The following is a 15932-nucleotide window of genomic DNA, read 5'->3' on the forward strand; positions in this document are numbered from 1 at the left end:
AATTATTTCCCGAAGTCAAAACCGGAGGCACGCCCTACCGCATCAGACCCGAAGCGGTTTTTTATATCATCCATTGTCTGATATAAACTCATTTGTTCCTCGGTGTCTTCAAATAGATTCATCTGATGGTTTCCGTGTACTAACCCTGTAAATCTCAGCCCTACCAAACGAAGCCTCATTCTTCTAGTATATGCTTTATTGAACAATTCTAAAGCAACTCTTGACAAGGTGTGATCTGCAGAAGTATAAGATACTTTACATTGCCTGGTCTCGGTATCGAAATTGGCATATCTTATTTTTACCACCACTGTAGATGTCAGCCATTTTTCCTGTCTCAACTGATAGGCCAGCTGCTCTGCCATTCCCGATATCAGCCGTTTTAACTCGATAATATCCATGGTATCATTGGTAAAAGTTCTTTCGGTTGAGATAGACTTTCTTTCGGAATAAGGAACAACAGGATTTTCATCAATTCCATTGGCCTTTTTCCAGAGTTCCTTTCCGTTAACGCCGATCATTTGCTGCAGAACCAGTACCGGCATTTCAGATAAGGTATGAATCGTCCGGATTCCGATTCTTGATAATAACTGAAAGGTCTTGTCACCCACCATTGGAATTTTTTTGATGGATAAAGGGTTTAAAAATGGCTTCACTTCCATTTCTCTGATTTCTAGCCTTCCAACAGGCTTTGCTTCTCCGGTACCAATTTTTGAAACGGTCTTATTGGTTGACAGCGCAAAACTGATCGGAAGTCCTGTTTCTTTGGTAATTGTCTCTGCAATTTCTTTGGTCCATTGATAGCAGCCAAAAAACTTATCCATTCCTGATAAATCCAGATAAAATTCATCAATACTTGCTTTCTCCATCAGTGGAACTTTTTCCTGAATAATTTCGGTTACAGTATGTGATAAATTGGAATACATTTCATGATCGCCTTTAATAACTTTTGCATCAGGGCAAAGCCTCAGTGCCATACGAATTGGCATGGCTGAACGAACCCCAAACTTTCTTGCTTCATAGGAACACGATGCCACGACTCCACGGTCTCCACCTCCTATAATAAGAGGAATACCCTGAAGCTGCGAGTTATTACGTCTCTCGCAGGATACAAAAAATGCATCAAGGTCCATATGTACAATTGAACGATTCACGTTACAAAATTAGAGACTATTTGTCCCAAAATTATTATATTTGCTGGTACAATTTGTCCCAATGTCAACTTTTGCAGATAATATAAGGTTTTTGAGAGTTAAGCGAGGATTATCCCAACATGCTTTTGCCAATGATATTCTTATCATCAGCAGAGATCGCTACTCCAAATATGAAAGTGGCCGTTCAGAAGCTCCTTACGAAGTTTTAATAAAGATTTCGAAGTACTTCAATATAAGCATTGATTTACTTCTGACAGTTGATATCCGAAAGTACCCGTTGGAAGATATTCTGAAGCTTCCTGACAATCGAATTGTTTTACCCGTTGTTGTAGATCAATTGGGAAACAACAGTATTGAGATCGTTCCGCAGAAAGCATCCATGGGATATTTATCAGGTTATAGTGACCCGGAATACATTGAAAGTCTGCAAAGAATCACACTTCCTTTTTTAACCAATGGAAAATACCGAGCTTTTCCAGCGCAAGGAGATTCAATGCCTCCTTTTAAAGATGGTTCTTATATTATCGGGAAATATGTTGAAAATATTGATGACCTGAAACCGAATAAAAGTTATGTTTTTGTGACTTTGAATGATGGTATTTCTTACAAGAGATTGAAGACTAAAAAGAAAAAATCAATCACAGTAGTTTCTGATAATTCGTTTTATGAGCCTTATGATATTCCTTTAAGTGAAATTATAGAGATATGGCAGTATGCATCAGGTATATTTCCTCAAGATTTTGATTCCATCAATTTTGAAAATTATGATCTTCAAGAGGTGTTTTCAGAACTAAGAAATACTATTACGGAATTAGAAAATAAGGTTCTTGCTATAAAAAATCAAACCATGTAACTAATTATAGATTAAATCATCCTCAGCCGTTCTTCCTCAAGGTCGAGCTGGTACAGCTGATGGCGGATAATTTCTTCATTAACGGAAATATCTTTATTCAGTTCTGAAAGAAACTGTCTCTGGCTTTCCAGCATTTCAAAAAAGATATCTTTGGTCTTTTCATTCATCCATTCGGTATTATTGGTCTGTATTTTTTCTTCCCATTGTTTCAGCATTCTTTCCAATCCTGCATGGCTGTTCAGTTCAGTTTCATGCTTGGCTTTAAGAAAATGGTAGACATGCTGCTTTAGTTTATATTTTATTTCTTCCCGTGTCTTTTTATCTTTTTCTTCATCTGTGAAATCATCAAATACATGTCCATATTTTATAAAGTAAGGCAAAGTAAGTCCCTGTACGAGTAAGGTAAGCAAGATTACCACGAAAGTAATGAACAGGATAAGGTTTCTGTTGGGAAAAGGAAGTCCGTTTTCAAGGGTAATCGGAATGGCCAGGGCAGCAGCCAGTGAGACAACACCTCTCATTCCTGTCCATCCAAGCATCAAAGGCATCAGGAGACGTCTTCTTGCAGAAGAAGCACGGGGAGCAACACTTGGCCGGAAAATCAATGTAGCCAGCATGGCGGCATAAGAACTTATGATTCTGGCGGCAATCAGAATACCGGTCACCAACACTCCATATTGGATAGCAATTCTCAAAGGAATTCCTTCTGACCGCAGCCCTCCGACAATTTCAGGAAGCTCGAGCCCTATTATTAAGAATACGATGCCATTCAGAATAAATACGAAGCTTTCCCATACGCTATACCCCATGATACGGCTGGTACTGTTTAGAAATATCATTCGTTTTCCAGACATATACAACCCACCACAAACTACAGCTAAAACTCCGGAACAGTGAAACTGCTCTGCGACCCAATACATCAGATACGGTTCAATAAGGGTCAGGGCAATATCAGAAGCAGCTTCTGTAGGAAGCCGTTTGTGAGCCTGTACAAAAATCCATGCCAGTACTAACCCGATTCCTGCGCCTCCGATTACCATCCATAAAAAATCCAGAGAAGCTTCCTGCCATACGAACTGTCCGGTTCCTACAGCAATCAGAGCAAAACGGAATATAATAAGAGAGGAAGCGTCATTCAACAGACTCTCTCCTTCCAGAATCGCAGATGTAGTGGATGGTATTTTTACAAATTTCATAATGGCTCCTGTACTCACAGCATCCGGTGGAGACACAATACCTCCCAGCAAAAACCCGAGAGCAAGTGTAAATCCGGGAATAAAATAATTCGCTGTCACCGCTACTGCCAGCGCTGTAAAAAAGACCACTAAAAAAGCAAAACTTCCGATAATACGCCACCATCTTTTCATTTCTTTAAAGGAAATTGACCATGCAGCCTCAAACAAAAGAGGAGGCAAAAAGATAAAAAAGATAAGATCCGGATTGATCTTTACCACCGGAAGACCTGGCACAAAACTAACAAGCAGTCCGAATACAACGAGTAAAACAGGATAAGCAATTTTTAATTTTGTAGCCCACATATTGAGCAGCACAATAGCCATAATCATGGCCAATAAAAAAGGTAGGATGGTATGCATTGATATTGTGTTTTATCCGTCATATTTACTACTTCTATTTGATTTTTAAAAATTTAAAAACAATTTTTTCTTATTTTTTTGTGTACGGATGAATTTATCTCCTTCTAAATCTTTTTACTTTATGTTTTTCACCTCAGGTTGAATACTTATAGAATTTTAAATAAAACACGTCAAGTTTCGTCGCATCCGCGCTATACTTTTGTTCTACAAGAAAATAAGAAATATGGACAAAGTAACCTTAGAACGGATTCAGAAACTTCACCCGTTGGTAAGAGATGAAGTGAAGCAAATTATACAGGAATGTGATGAAGCACTTACCGGAAGAGCCAAAGTGCGGATCACTCAGGGATTAAGATCTTTTGAAGAGCAGGAAAAGCTTTATGCAATCGGAAGAATTACTTCAGGAAAAAAAGTAACCAATGCCAAGGCAGGGCAAAGCATTCACAACTATGGCCTTGCAGTAGATATCTGTCTTATGATTGACGGAAAAACAGCAAGCTGGGATACGGCAAAAGACTGGGATAATGACAACGTTGCAGACTGGTACGAATGTGTAAAAATCTTTGCCCGCCACGGCTGGGATTGGGGCGGAAACTGGAAAACATTTAAAGACCTTCCCCACTTTGAAAAAAAGACAATTCCCTCTAAAAAAGGACCTGTAAAAATCAGCTGGAGAACGCTTTTGAAGATGCCAAAAGACCAGCAGAATTACGTTATTTTTTAGTCTCATTTATTTGAAATTAAATATAATACGACACGTTCTGTCGCTTCCCCAGACTACCTTTGCTTTATAAGAAAACAACAAAAAAAGCAATGAAATCTAAGTATGGAATCTCCACAATTTTTAAAATATTAAACAGATTCTGTAGATGTAAGATTGCATGTGTCCTTTTAACAAACCATTAAAAATATCACATGAAAAAGACAACCATTCTTTCTTTGGACGGAGGTGGAATAAGGGGAATTGTAACCTGCATTATTCTGCGTTACATAGAAGAACAGCTCCAGTATTATGATAAGCCTTCCGCCAAGCTGGGAGATTATTTTGATCTGGTAGCTGGCAGCAGCACCGGAGGTCTGATTGCTTCTATTATTCTCTCTCCTGATGAAACCCGAAAAGCAAAATATTCTATTCAGAAAGGATTGGAATTATATGCTGAAAAGGGCGGCGACATCTTCCAGGTTTCCTTTTGGGAAAAACTGGTTAATCCATTCGGATTATTGAATGAAAAAATTTCCCAGGAAGCTCTGGAAAAAAATTTACATGATTTCTTTGGAAATTTAGAATTAAAAGAATTAATAAAACCATGTTTGATAACAAGTTATGATATAGAAAACAGAAGAGCAAAGCTTTTCAACTCATGGAAAGCCAACCTCAGCACAGACAATTTCTATGTGAGGGATATCTGCAGAGCGACTTCAGCGGCTCCTACATATTTCAGTCCTGTTCAAATTAAATCAATGTATGGCCAGATTTTCAGTCTGATTGATGGCGGTATGTTTGCCAATAATCCCGCATTGTGCGCTTATGCAGAGGCCAGAAAGATTCCTTTTGCAGAAGTTTTAAAAAATCATCAGAAAGCTAACCGTCCCACGGTCAACGATATGATAATGGTTTCTATCGGAACAGGGATCGAAGCAAGGCCTTACTCTTTTAAAAGACTGGAAAAAGCAGGAAAAATTGGCTGGGTAAGCCCTATTGTTGACATTCTGATGTCTGCCAATGCAGAAACAGTGGATTACCAGCTGGAACAGATGTTTCAGACACTGGGACTTAGAAATCAAAAAAATTATTACCGTTTGAATCCTTCACTGAAAAATGCTTCTCCCGCCATGGATAATGTAAGAAGATCCAATATTGAGAATCTGATACAGGCCGGACTGAGCTATATTGATGATAACCGAGAAACTTTGAACCAGATTGTTCAGAAACTCATCAAAAATAAAATATAAGCTTTTTACCTTATAACTACCTTATATAAGTTATTAAGATTATATTTAAAAATTAAAAAATCTTTTTTAAACACGTCAAGTTTTGTCGTTTCGCTCCACTACCTTTGGAGTATCAAAAAGACACAGAACAACAATCTAAAAAAACTTTAAAAAGCCTTTGAATTCAACATTTCCCTATGCTGAACAGCCTGAAATATGTTCAAAAAATATAACCAACACCTTATCACACAAAACATGGAAACACCAGATCACAATACAGATATACTCATCGATGAAGATCTCTATACGATAGAATGGAGTGATATCGAAAATGCTGAGATGGATTATGAAAACTATCTCAACGACATTGAAAACTTCTTCAGAGAAGATTTTGAAAAAGGAATACCTGAAGAAGATATTTTTTAAATAAAATTAAAAAAACACGACAAGTTCTGACGCTGTCCGACATTACCTTTAAATCTCTGTAATATACGCACAGCAATCTCATTAAACAACCTCGAACACCTTTGAATTCACCATTCACAAAATGCTGGACAGCCAGAACTATGTCTTAAAATATAGCAATCATAGGCCTGTTATACCAAAATACAGGACATATAATCAATTTATTAACCAACAAATCACACAACGTTTTATGAAAACAAAAGAAGAACTCAGGCTCTATTTCGAAAATGGAGATATTCCAAAACAGGAAGACTTTTGGGAATGGCAGGACGCTTACTGGCATAAAGATGAAAAAATTGACATGCAGAAAGTTGCAGGTCTGGAGAATGGTACATTCAACATACTCTATGCTGAAATAGATGCTGATAAAAATGCTTCATTAGCCTTCTTTTCAAAAAGAAAAATTGTGATAAAAGAAGGAACACTCACTATTCCCAAAAATTTCACCGCAGGTCTGCAGGTAACTGACGTAGAAATCCCTGACTCTGTAACAACTATCCAGGAAAGCGCATTTAGTAACGGCGGCTTAACAACCTTTACAATTCCTCCAAAGGTAACCGAAATCCCTAACTGGGCTTTTTACAATAACAGATTAACGTCTTTACTTATTCCGGACAGCGTTATCAATATTGGAATACAAGCATTTACAGCCAATCAACTGAAAGAACTTCGTCTTCCTAAAGGAATAACGATTATCTCACAAGGTGCCTTCTCTGCTAATAAGCTGACATCTGTTGAGATTCCCGATGGAGTAACAGAAATTCACTCGGATGCTTTTGTCAGTAATCAACTCACCTCAGTGACAATTCCGGCCAGTGTACTCAAAATTGAAAACAATGCTTTCAGAGTTAACCAGCTTACAAAAGTAACATTAGGCCCTGAAACGACCTATTTACCTTATTCTTTTGACAGCACAGTGGAAATCGTGGGAGGAAAACTCATCAATTAAAATTTTTAGAAAAATGAAAACAAAAGAAGAATTAAAAAAATATTTCGAAAACGGAGATATCCCGGTACAGGAAGAATTCTGGGAATGGCATGATTCATACTGGCACAAAGATGAAAAGATTCCTGCAGCTCAATTAGATTATGATCTGTCACAAAAAGCAGATGCAAATGCATCCAATATAAATCCGCAGAATGCTCAGCTTTGGAAAGAAAAAATTGAAACGCAGACAGCTATTCAGGCTCCGCAATTAAATGGAAATATCTTAACGGTATTTTATACAGGTGAGAATGGTGTCCAGCAAAGTAAATCGGTAGATTTAAGCAGTTTGGTAACCCGTGATATCAGTATTCAAAACGCAGTATATGACGCCTCTCAAAATATTATTACCATTACCCAGAATGACGGCTCTGCCTTTCAGATTAATCTTTCGGAATTCAGTATCACTCCCACCACCAATGCAGATGGAAGTGTTACATTGTCACAGGAAGGACAGGAAAAAGTTATCCTGAAAAAAGTAGCTGTAACAGGCAGTTATAATGACCTTTCTGACAAACCCACTTTTAGCGGGAATGATAATTTACAAAATGTCATCGACAGAGGTAACGGAACAACCAAGCCTATTATTTTTCAGCCAAGCCAGGGCAGAGCAGGCGAAATCAATTTCAGTCCTACAACGTATTCCTTCTGGTTTGGAAATTTGAACACGGATCACACCGGAGCTTACGGACTGGGAATTGGTTATAATACATTATCAAAATTAACCACCGGAGCAAATAACGTAGCACTTGGTTCTTATGCTTTAAATGAAACCACAACAGGAAGATGGAATACCGCAACCGGTGTTTCAAGCGGAGCTAAACTTACCACGGGTAATTTCAATGCTTTTTTCGGAACACAGGCGGGAACTGAAACAACAACAGGAAACGGAAATACGTATATCGGAGATGAGGCAGGAAACAAAAATATTGCCGGAACCAATAACACCGCGCTGGGTCTTGGAGCTGCTTATTCCTTAACTAATGGAACCCAGAATACTTTTTTAGGTGCTTTTGCAGGGTATATTCATGGAAAAGCGACGACTTCAGGTGCATGGGGTTCCAATACTTTCATCGGATACAATGCAGCGTCTACTACTCATGCAATGGGTGTTTGGGGAGATAACAACGTCGTTATCGGCTGTAATGCCCCGTTAGGAGGTTCAATATTTAACAAGCTGGTGATTGAATCCAATCCGGTAGCAAGACGTCACGATCTTGTCACTCCATTAATTGGTGGAGATTTTGCCGCAAGAACATTGGATTTTGATGCTGTAATCAGTGCAAGAAGAACTCCACTGGCCGATAATACCTATACAAAAGTAGCGGTCCTGAATGCCGGTAATGTATTGGGATATAAAAACCTTTCCGACTTCCAGAACTGCATTCCTCTCACAGGAACAGAAGTGAACAATCCCGTTTCCGGTCATATTCAGTTTGAGAATGCCGAAGCACCGGAAATTGAATCTCTTCTTTATAAAATCAATACTCAGGACGGAATTAAAAACCAGGTAGGTTTCTTTCCAAGCGGAGTTTTGATCACATCAGGCAGTGTAGATAATTCTATACAATCGAATTTAGATGTCAGTAAAGATTACGGTGTATTGGCAAGAGCTTATGGTGCAAAACTTAGTTTAAGTAATGCCGGAGCTTCTTTAACGAGCTTTACCGATCATTCTGACGGAAAAGGAATCATGGTAAGCAATTATCCAGATGAACCTGTTATGGTAGAGCATCAGGTATCAAATGCCAGAGGATTAAGTTCTAAAACTTATTTTGGAGACAATGCCCAGGAAAATGATTACATCCAGAAACAATATGCAGACAAACAGCATTCCTACAGCACCAAAGAAGAACTGACAGGCGGAAAATGGATTAACGGTAAGCCTGTTTATAAAAAGACCCTGTATCTGAATCAGATTCCGAGAACAGGTGAAATCGATTTGAGACCTGAATTCCCGGACCTTGAAACCATTATCTCCAATGAAATGTTTACAGAATGGGATGATCTTAAAGCTGCATTTGCAGGTAACCAATGGAGAACAAAAGCCTATATCACAATCGAAAGAGAAAGAGCCATTATTGAGCTGCTGAATGTAACTGATTACAATTATTCTCTTATCAATTCATTTACCCTAACCCTTGAATACACAAAAAAATAATCAACCATGTCAACAAATAATACATCAACAGTAAAATCAGCATTTACTGTCGGAAAATCCCTAATAGGAGAAGGAATTATTAACTACAAAGAAACAAACCCTATGAATACCAATAACGCATCACAATCACTTTTCAGATTTGTAAGTCTGAGAAACCCGCAATTAACAGAAATTAAAGACAAAAACTTAGGATTTATCCACAGACCTAAAGGAGTCACCGGTGTCTTTGATACAGCAGTCGTTGGAAGACCTGCCAAAACTTTAAAATTTACAGCTATGAAAAGGGCTGCCGGTGAGTTTAACAATTCCGGATTCGAAAGCGAGAAGAAAATCGAAGAAGGAGCATTTAAAGACCTTCTGATGATCGGAAGAAAGCTTTCTAAAAAAGAAACATTAGAAAGCGCTGACTGGACGTTCGTTACGGATTATTACAAAAGCCTTATTAATACCAACAGACAGCTGAACGCAGAAGGAATTGCTATATTTTCCCAGCTTTGGAATAATTATATTTATCAGATTGTTACCCAGGGAGATTTCTATATTAAAGAAGCCATCAGCCACATTTTAATGGCTATTCAGCTTGGCTTTGCCAGCAATCAGGACCTTACTGATCAGGAAATCATCAAAATTAATGGAGAAAAACCATTGGAGAAGGCAATGGATGGAAAAATTATACTTCCTACCATTCTATTTTCAGAGGATACGGAAACGGCATCTTTAGTTTCATCTGCAAACGCTGAAGGTTCCGAGCCTGCTTTGGCAGCAAGAACGGTTCAAAGATTAGAATCTGAAGCAAGAGCTTCTTTTGTATCCAGCAAAGCGATCCACAGAAAGGAATCTCTGAACACACTGAATTCCGAACTGGAAAAACTTCAGAAAAAGTTCCATAAATCCAGATATCAGGCCTATCAAGATGAGTATTCCAAATATATGGCAGAAAACAAAGAGCGTTTGGAACTGTATGACAGAAAGCTGGCAGAAGTAGACAGTAAAATCACTCCGGACATGTCCGAAGAAGAAAAAGAACGCCTTTACAGCACTTTGAAAGAATATGAAGTTGCTCCTTTCGTATTTACGTACAAAAATGAAATCAATTTGGAAGATTTGCAGGCAAAGCTTTCTCCGGAATCTTTCGACCTTTTTGTAGAACTTTTCGGTGAATCTACAACCAGCTTAACTTCTGTGGCAGAAGATACAGACAACCTTCAGATCCTTTCGCACGACACCTTAAGAATGGGTGCTCAGACCATTGTTCTTGATGATGAGATTGAAAGCTATGCTGATGCTTTACTTGTTGTAAGAAACAATATCTCTGCTTCCATGGAGACGGCACTTCAAAACAGCCCTCTTCCGGAACAGCAGTATGCCAATATCGGCGGAGCTTCAATACCTCTTATTCAGAATACAGCCAGAACACCGATGGCATACAGCTTATATGCTCACAGTGCTTACGTAGTAGCAGGCAGCAGAGGATTTGTTAATTTTTCTTTTGAGGTTGAAGATGTTTCGTGGAGCGTTGCCAATGCTAAAATTACGGCTACAACAGATGCTGCCGGAACTTTCGAAGAAAATTACAGCAATATTTCTGTAGTTGATAATAAAATTACCTTACCTGCGGCTTTGGTAAACAGATTCAGAACCAGCTTTAGTTTCAAAATAGAAATTATTTTTGATAACGGAAGCCAGGCCTATGGAGAAATTGCCACACAATATCTGAAAGAAGACTTAAATCTTACCGGAATGCTGACTTTAAAACGTGCAGCAGTTGAAAACCCAGGTACACCTGAACCAGGTACAACCCAAAAACGTAAAAACTTCGGGATCAAAAGATTGGGAGTAGCAGATTATATGAAGGTCGTGCAAAGTGTTCACGCTTATGTTCCGGGAGAGGTTTCCAATATTGAGAACGTTATGGCAAGCGAACTGAGACATAAGTCTTCCGTTTCCAGAGAGTACTCTGAAATTACGGATACAACTTCCAAATCTCAGGAAACAGAGAAGATGTCAGACACTTCCAAAACTTCCAGAACGGATATGCAGACCGAAGTTGCGAAAGAAATTGAAAAGCAGCAGAGTATTTCTGCCTACACAAGATTCAGCTATGGAAATGACAGTGCCATGAAGTTTGAAATCGGAGCAGATTATGCCAATAACTCAGCACAGCACGACAGTACAAGACAAGCCGTAATGAAATCTCAGGAAATTACAGAAAGAGCAATGGAAAGAGTTCTTACTAAAATTTCAGAAGAAAGAGTTCAGAAAATCATCAAGGAATATACGGAAACCAATGTTCATGAATATGATAACAGAGGAAAGGTAACCAACACTGATAATGCTGAAGCTGCACAGCCTAAACACATTACCGGAGTTTACAGATGGATCGACAAGAAAATGAAAAACCAGATCTACAACTATGGTAAGCGTACGATGTTTGAATTTATGGTTCCTGAACCTTCAAGATTACACCGTCTGGCTCTTACTGTTGCCAAAGCTCAGGTACTTAAAGCTCCTGTAGATCCAAGAAAAGCACCGGAACCATGGTTAATGGCAGATCCAAAATCTGCAACGATTGTACAGATCCAGCATTGGGCTCAGGAATACGGAGTAACTTTAGAGGCATTCCCGGAAGCAACCAAACAAGTAATTCATACTGCTTCCAGCGTTCCTCAGACAAATGATGATTTTGGAATTGACTATACACAGTTTACCATCCCGGACAATTATGCCGGAAAAAATGCAAGCTTTGCCTGCAGATCAACCAGAAACAGAGGTGGTGGATGGTCAGGGTCACGTTATTCTGAAGTGATGTTCTCTAACTTAAAAGGAGATATGATTGGCCGTTCTGAACGTGGTGGAGACCTTAATTTTGACGACGGGTCATCTGGTTTCAATATCACAGGTAATGTATCTTTTCAGGTGAAGGGCCACAACGTAAGAAGTTATACCATCAAAGTTGTTGTGAACTGTGAGCTGAGCGATGCCTTTATCAACAAGTGGAAAACAGACAGTTTTAATGATATTATTAAAGCCTATGAAGCTGCTTATGCCAAATTCCAGGAAGATCAGGCAAGGCTGGATGCAGAGCAAAAAGAAAAAGAAGCTCAGCTTAAAGAAAGACAGGATACTTTCTACCGTTATATGGAACATGATGTCTTAAAGCACAACTGTATCGCTTATTTATTACAGGATTACCTTTATACATTAGGTCAGGAAACAACCAATGGTGCTGATGAGAAAACAACCATGGATAATTTCCAGGTATACCTGAATGAAAATCTGGACAGATATACAGCCCTTGCCAAGTTCATGGAGCAGGCATTTGAATGGGAAATCATGGATTACACCTTCTATCCTTACTATTGGGCCAACCGTAAGAGCTGGCAGGAATTCTATATCAGCGAAAGTATGGACCCATTGTTCAGAAGTTTCCTACAGGCAGGTATGGCAAGGATTATCGTTACCGTAAAACCAGGTTTCGAAGCAGCTGTTCAGTTCTTCCTTGAAACAGGATTGATCTGGAATGGCGGTTCTGTTCCGGTAATCGGAGATCCAATGTACATGAGTATCGTGGACGAAATGAGACAGCCAACCGGAGAGCCTCAGGGTAAATACTGGATTACCAGAATCCCTACTACCCTAACGATCCTTCAGGATAAATCTACAGGACTTCCGGTAAATCAGCCATTACCGATTTTCCCTGAAAATGCCCCTGAGAATTGTGAAAACCCATCAGAACTGGAGTTTGAAACAAGTTTCAGATTAGATGAAGATGCACAGTTACAGCATGGAGAAAAAGACACCAGCACTTTAGGCTAATATTTATTCAACAAAATGGCGGTTAATCCGCCATTTTATTTCTCATAACATTAAAAACTAAAAAGATGAGCACAATAAAAGCATTAAAAGTTCCAAAAATACAGGATATTTCCTCTCCATCTCAAATCATAAAAGCAATTCCTCCGCTAGGGCTACCCCCAAAAAAAACTGGTAAATATTCAGAAGATTTTTATGGATTAGAAAGAAATGAAAAAATTGATTTTTCTAAGATAGTTAAATACTTGAAGACTGGCACAGAAGAACCTTTAGACTGGACTAACTTTATTGCCCCAACAAAAATAATTAATGAAAGTGTTGTAATTGGTACAGATGGTGTGGTTGATGTAAAGAGAAAAGTTAATGAGACAATTCCTTTTTCTTATATCAACTCTTATAAACAGAAAATTACAACATCGATTAGCTGTGGTATCAATAGAAAAATAGATAATATTGACAGTACAATATCAATATCTTTTCAAATTGACAGCAACCAAGAACAAATTAAGTGTAAGGCAGCATACTTTTATAAAAATACAGAACATTATCGGAATTCTGTACAGTCAACAACTTCAGAAAATGCATTTAGCATTAATGATAAATATGTTGGCATTATGTTTTTCAGTGAAAACATTACGGATATATATTACTTAATCAAAGAGATCCAAGGAGATACCCCTGAATGGTTTCAACAATTAATTAACAACAAATATATTCCATTAATTGAAAGGACTACAGATATTAAACAACTTATTTGGTTATATGAAAACGCCCCTGATTTCACATTATCCAGCTTAAAACCTGAAGTCTTATGGAAAAACATTTGTTCTTTTTACAGCTATGATGTAAACGGTTTTTTCAGCTTTGTAAGAGATGCCAGTCCTGCGTTAATGAAAGCATTATTTGCATTTAACACTCCTCAACGAATCTCATTTTTGATGCAACAATTCAATAAAAACCAAAGTTTTGTAGTTAACCTCTATCATGCTTTGGATGATGAGATAGCTTTTATGGGCCAGGAGGTTCCTTGTAGAATGGCCTTTATAAGTATCATTAATTCATTCTCTCATATCGCAAAAGATAATTTCACTTTTACTAATCATCTTTTTTCAGTTGGAAAAAAATCTTTTGTAAGTCTGGAAAAAATAGAGTCCAATCTAAAAGAGGATAAAAACAAATACTATGTTCAACAAAAATATATTACAGACGAACAATTAATAGATACCGGAAGTGTTATCATGGATATTGGTAGTAATACCATTACAACAAGAGCAATAAAACTAAATCCACTTGATATTGTTATTGTTATAGAAGAAGAAACTCAAAGTCTCTTATTTGTACCTGCATTGTTTCTCTATGATAAACAGCATCAGAAAAACATGGAAGGACTGGCCAGTGCAATCAGAATTGGAATAAACATGCTGGCGATTGCATTAGCTGTAGAAACCCTTGGAACAAGTTTATTAGCTGCTGAAGGAGCCAGCTCTATTACATTTTGGGGAATGTTAGTAGCTGTAGACGGAGCCATCGCCTTAGGAGATTTGGGAATTCAATTAGCCAAAGATAACCTAACGAAAGAATTTCTGGATATATGGGAGAAAATTTATAAAACAGCAGGTTATGCAACAGCTACAACAGCCGTAGTACAACAATTATACAAAATAGGGGGAAAGATATTAGCCGAAGAAACCAGAGCAGAAGTAAAGAATTTTGTAATGAGCTGCATGGTAAAAGTAATGCTTGAAAGAGAAATTTCTAACTTTACCAAAAATACATTTAAGGTACTCCTGACAAACAAGGAATTAATAGATGCAACAAGAGGTCTTGTAAACGAAGCTAAATCAAAAATGCTAAATAAATATGGCATGTTCCTTATAGAAGGACAGTTCAAGACTCAAAGAATTGTAAAAAATAAGGTTGTAGAAGAAGTTAATAACGAGATTGCTATAGTATATAAAGGTGAAATAATTACAAGAGCTCAAAAATCCGAGTTTTATAAAGAGGCCAACAAGCTGTTGAAGCACCTTAATAACCCAAAGGAATTTATTAAAGCAGCTGAAGAACTTCTTACATATGGTAAAATATATCCTACAAGTAATTTAAAAGATTTACTTACTGAAGCAGAAGCTTATAATAAATATGGGGATTGGGGTAGAAGCCTCGTAGAAAAGGTGAATATAGATGCTGCCAAAATTCTTTCTACTTTCGATGCTGGTGTTATTTTCGAAAAAACAATGATAAGTGGTTTCATTTATGTAAAAAATGGAATAAGGTATATTTCAACTGAAACCAATTTTTTGAAAGCAGAAATAGGAAAAGGAAAAGGTGAAGTATATAAAAACTTCATTGATAATATCCACCCTACTCTTAAAATAAGGTTGGAAAAGCATATTGCCCGTTTAAAAATGAAAGGGGTTCCTGCTGAAGAAATTGACATATTAAGGGCTGGTGCAATGGGGTCTCATGGAGAGATCAGAGCATTAGATAGGCTGTTAACTACTATTGATCCTGAAGGAAAACTGGGAGAAGCAGTCTTTCATGATATTATCGGATACAACAGATATTTAAGAATTGCCGATAAATTACAACCTCCATGTGTCCATTGTTATTATTTAACCTCAGGAATTAGATTCATGGGATTTTAATAAATTTGTTTAATACATTAATCGAATAATCATGGCATTAAAAATAAAAGAAAGCGAGTTAACATGTAACCGTTTAGACGGCGGAGGAGTTCCTATATATTATCACAATGGCAGCCCTTTTACAGGTATTGTTTTACGATACTATGACACTGGCGAGCTTTTTTGCGAAGAGGAATATAAAGATGGCTATCAGGAAGGATGGTTCAGATCTTATCATAAAAACGGTAAAAAATACACAGAATACAAAGCCCATAACAACGTAGAATACGACGGCACTTATAAAAAATGGGATGAAAATGGTAATTTGACGGCATCCTTCTAATAAAAATAGA

11 protein-coding genes are annotated in these 15932 nt (G+C 37.7%); 9 read left to right on the plus strand and 2 right to left on the minus strand.

Going from position 1 to position 15932, the window contains the following annotated elements:
- Positions 1–2: 2 nt before the first annotated feature.
- Positions 3–1151 carry a DNA polymerase IV gene (gene dinB / locus AB1278_RS22840; protein ID WP_227941173.1) on the minus strand — a complete coding sequence of 383 codons (1149 nt, stop codon included), beginning with the start codon at positions 1149–1151 and terminating at the stop codon, positions 3–5.
- 61 nt (positions 1152–1212) lie between these two features.
- Between dinB and AB1278_RS22845 the strand changes: the two genes are divergently transcribed.
- Positions 1213–2004: an XRE family transcriptional regulator gene (locus tag AB1278_RS22845; protein ID WP_429817206.1), complete on the plus strand. Its 792-nt coding sequence runs from the start codon at positions 1213–1215 to the stop codon at positions 2002–2004.
- An 11-nt stretch (positions 2005–2015) separates the two neighbouring features.
- Here the strand turns inward: AB1278_RS22845 and AB1278_RS22850 are convergent, their stop codons facing one another.
- On the minus strand, positions 2016–3599 hold the full coding sequence (locus tag AB1278_RS22850) for a Na+/H+ antiporter (protein ID WP_343640819.1): 1584 nt from the start codon (positions 3597–3599) through the stop codon (positions 2016–2018).
- A 223-nt stretch (positions 3600–3822) separates the two neighbouring features.
- Here AB1278_RS22850 and AB1278_RS22855 point away from each other — a divergent pair, with 223 nt between their 5' ends.
- The 8 genes from AB1278_RS22855 (at position 3823) to AB1278_RS22890 (ending at position 15922) form a co-directional block, all read left to right on the plus strand.
- A complete protein-coding gene (locus AB1278_RS22855) occupies positions 3823–4323 on the plus strand; it encodes a M15 family metallopeptidase (protein ID WP_202841850.1) in 501 nt (166 codons plus the stop codon).
- 191 nt (positions 4324–4514) lie between these two features.
- Positions 4515–5552, plus strand: coding sequence for a patatin-like phospholipase family protein (locus AB1278_RS22860; RefSeq protein WP_110008331.1), 1038 nt, complete (start codon positions 4515–4517; stop codon positions 5550–5552).
- 234 nt (positions 5553–5786) lie between these two features.
- Positions 5787–5957, plus strand: coding sequence for a hypothetical protein (locus AB1278_RS22865; protein ID WP_167497887.1), 171 nt, complete (start codon positions 5787–5789; stop codon positions 5955–5957).
- A gap of 229 nt (positions 5958–6186) precedes the next feature.
- On the plus strand, positions 6187–6945 hold the full coding sequence (locus AB1278_RS22870; RefSeq protein ID WP_429817210.1) for a leucine-rich repeat domain-containing protein: 759 nt from the start codon (positions 6187–6189) through the stop codon (positions 6943–6945).
- Positions 6946–6958: 13 nt separating this feature from the next.
- On the plus strand, positions 6959–9142 hold the full coding sequence (locus tag AB1278_RS22875) for a hypothetical protein (protein ID WP_429817213.1): 2184 nt from the start codon (positions 6959–6961) through the stop codon (positions 9140–9142).
- A gap of 6 nt (positions 9143–9148) precedes the next feature.
- The gene (locus AB1278_RS22880) at positions 9149–12958 is read left to right on the plus strand and encodes a hypothetical protein (RefSeq protein ID WP_429817216.1); all 3810 of its coding nucleotides are present in this window, start codon (positions 9149–9151) and stop codon (positions 12956–12958) included.
- Positions 12959–13023: 65 nt separating this feature from the next.
- Positions 13024–15600, plus strand: coding sequence for a hypothetical protein (locus AB1278_RS22885; protein WP_202841858.1), 2577 nt, complete (start codon positions 13024–13026; stop codon positions 15598–15600).
- A 31-nt stretch (positions 15601–15631) separates the two neighbouring features.
- Complete coding sequence (locus tag AB1278_RS22890) at positions 15632–15922, plus strand: hypothetical protein (protein ID WP_034691694.1); 291 nt, start codon at positions 15632–15634, stop codon at positions 15920–15922.
- Positions 15923–15932 lie beyond the last annotated feature (10 nt).

The organism is Chryseobacterium sp. NRRL B-14798 (assembly GCF_050470705.1).
GTDB lineage: Bacteria > Bacteroidota > Bacteroidia > Flavobacteriales > Weeksellaceae > Chryseobacterium > Chryseobacterium cupriresistens.

Coding starts and splice junctions, on each gene's coding strand:
- AB1278_RS22870 (WP_429817210.1), top strand. CDS start 6,187: ATGAAAACAAAAGAAGAACTCAGGCTCTATTTCGAAAATGGAGATATT.
- AB1278_RS22860 (WP_110008331.1), top strand. CDS start 4,515: ATGAAAAAGACAACCATTCTTTCTTTGGACGGAGGTGGAATAAGGGGA.
- AB1278_RS22885 (WP_202841858.1), top strand. CDS start 13,024: ATGAGCACAATAAAAGCATTAAAAGTTCCAAAAATACAGGATATTTCC.
- AB1278_RS22850 (WP_343640819.1), bottom strand. CDS start 3,599: ATGCATACCATCCTACCTTTTTTATTGGCCATGATTATGGCTATTGTG.
- AB1278_RS22880 (WP_429817216.1), top strand. CDS start 9,149: ATGTCAACAAATAATACATCAACAGTAAAATCAGCATTTACTGTCGGA.
- AB1278_RS22865 (WP_167497887.1), top strand. CDS start 5,787: ATGGAAACACCAGATCACAATACAGATATACTCATCGATGAAGATCTC.
- AB1278_RS22855 (WP_202841850.1), top strand. CDS start 3,823: ATGGACAAAGTAACCTTAGAACGGATTCAGAAACTTCACCCGTTGGTA.
- AB1278_RS22890 (WP_034691694.1), top strand. CDS start 15,632: ATGGCATTAAAAATAAAAGAAAGCGAGTTAACATGTAACCGTTTAGAC.
- AB1278_RS22845 (WP_429817206.1), top strand. CDS start 1,213: ATGTCAACTTTTGCAGATAATATAAGGTTTTTGAGAGTTAAGCGAGGA.
- AB1278_RS22875 (WP_429817213.1), top strand. CDS start 6,959: ATGAAAACAAAAGAAGAATTAAAAAAATATTTCGAAAACGGAGATATC.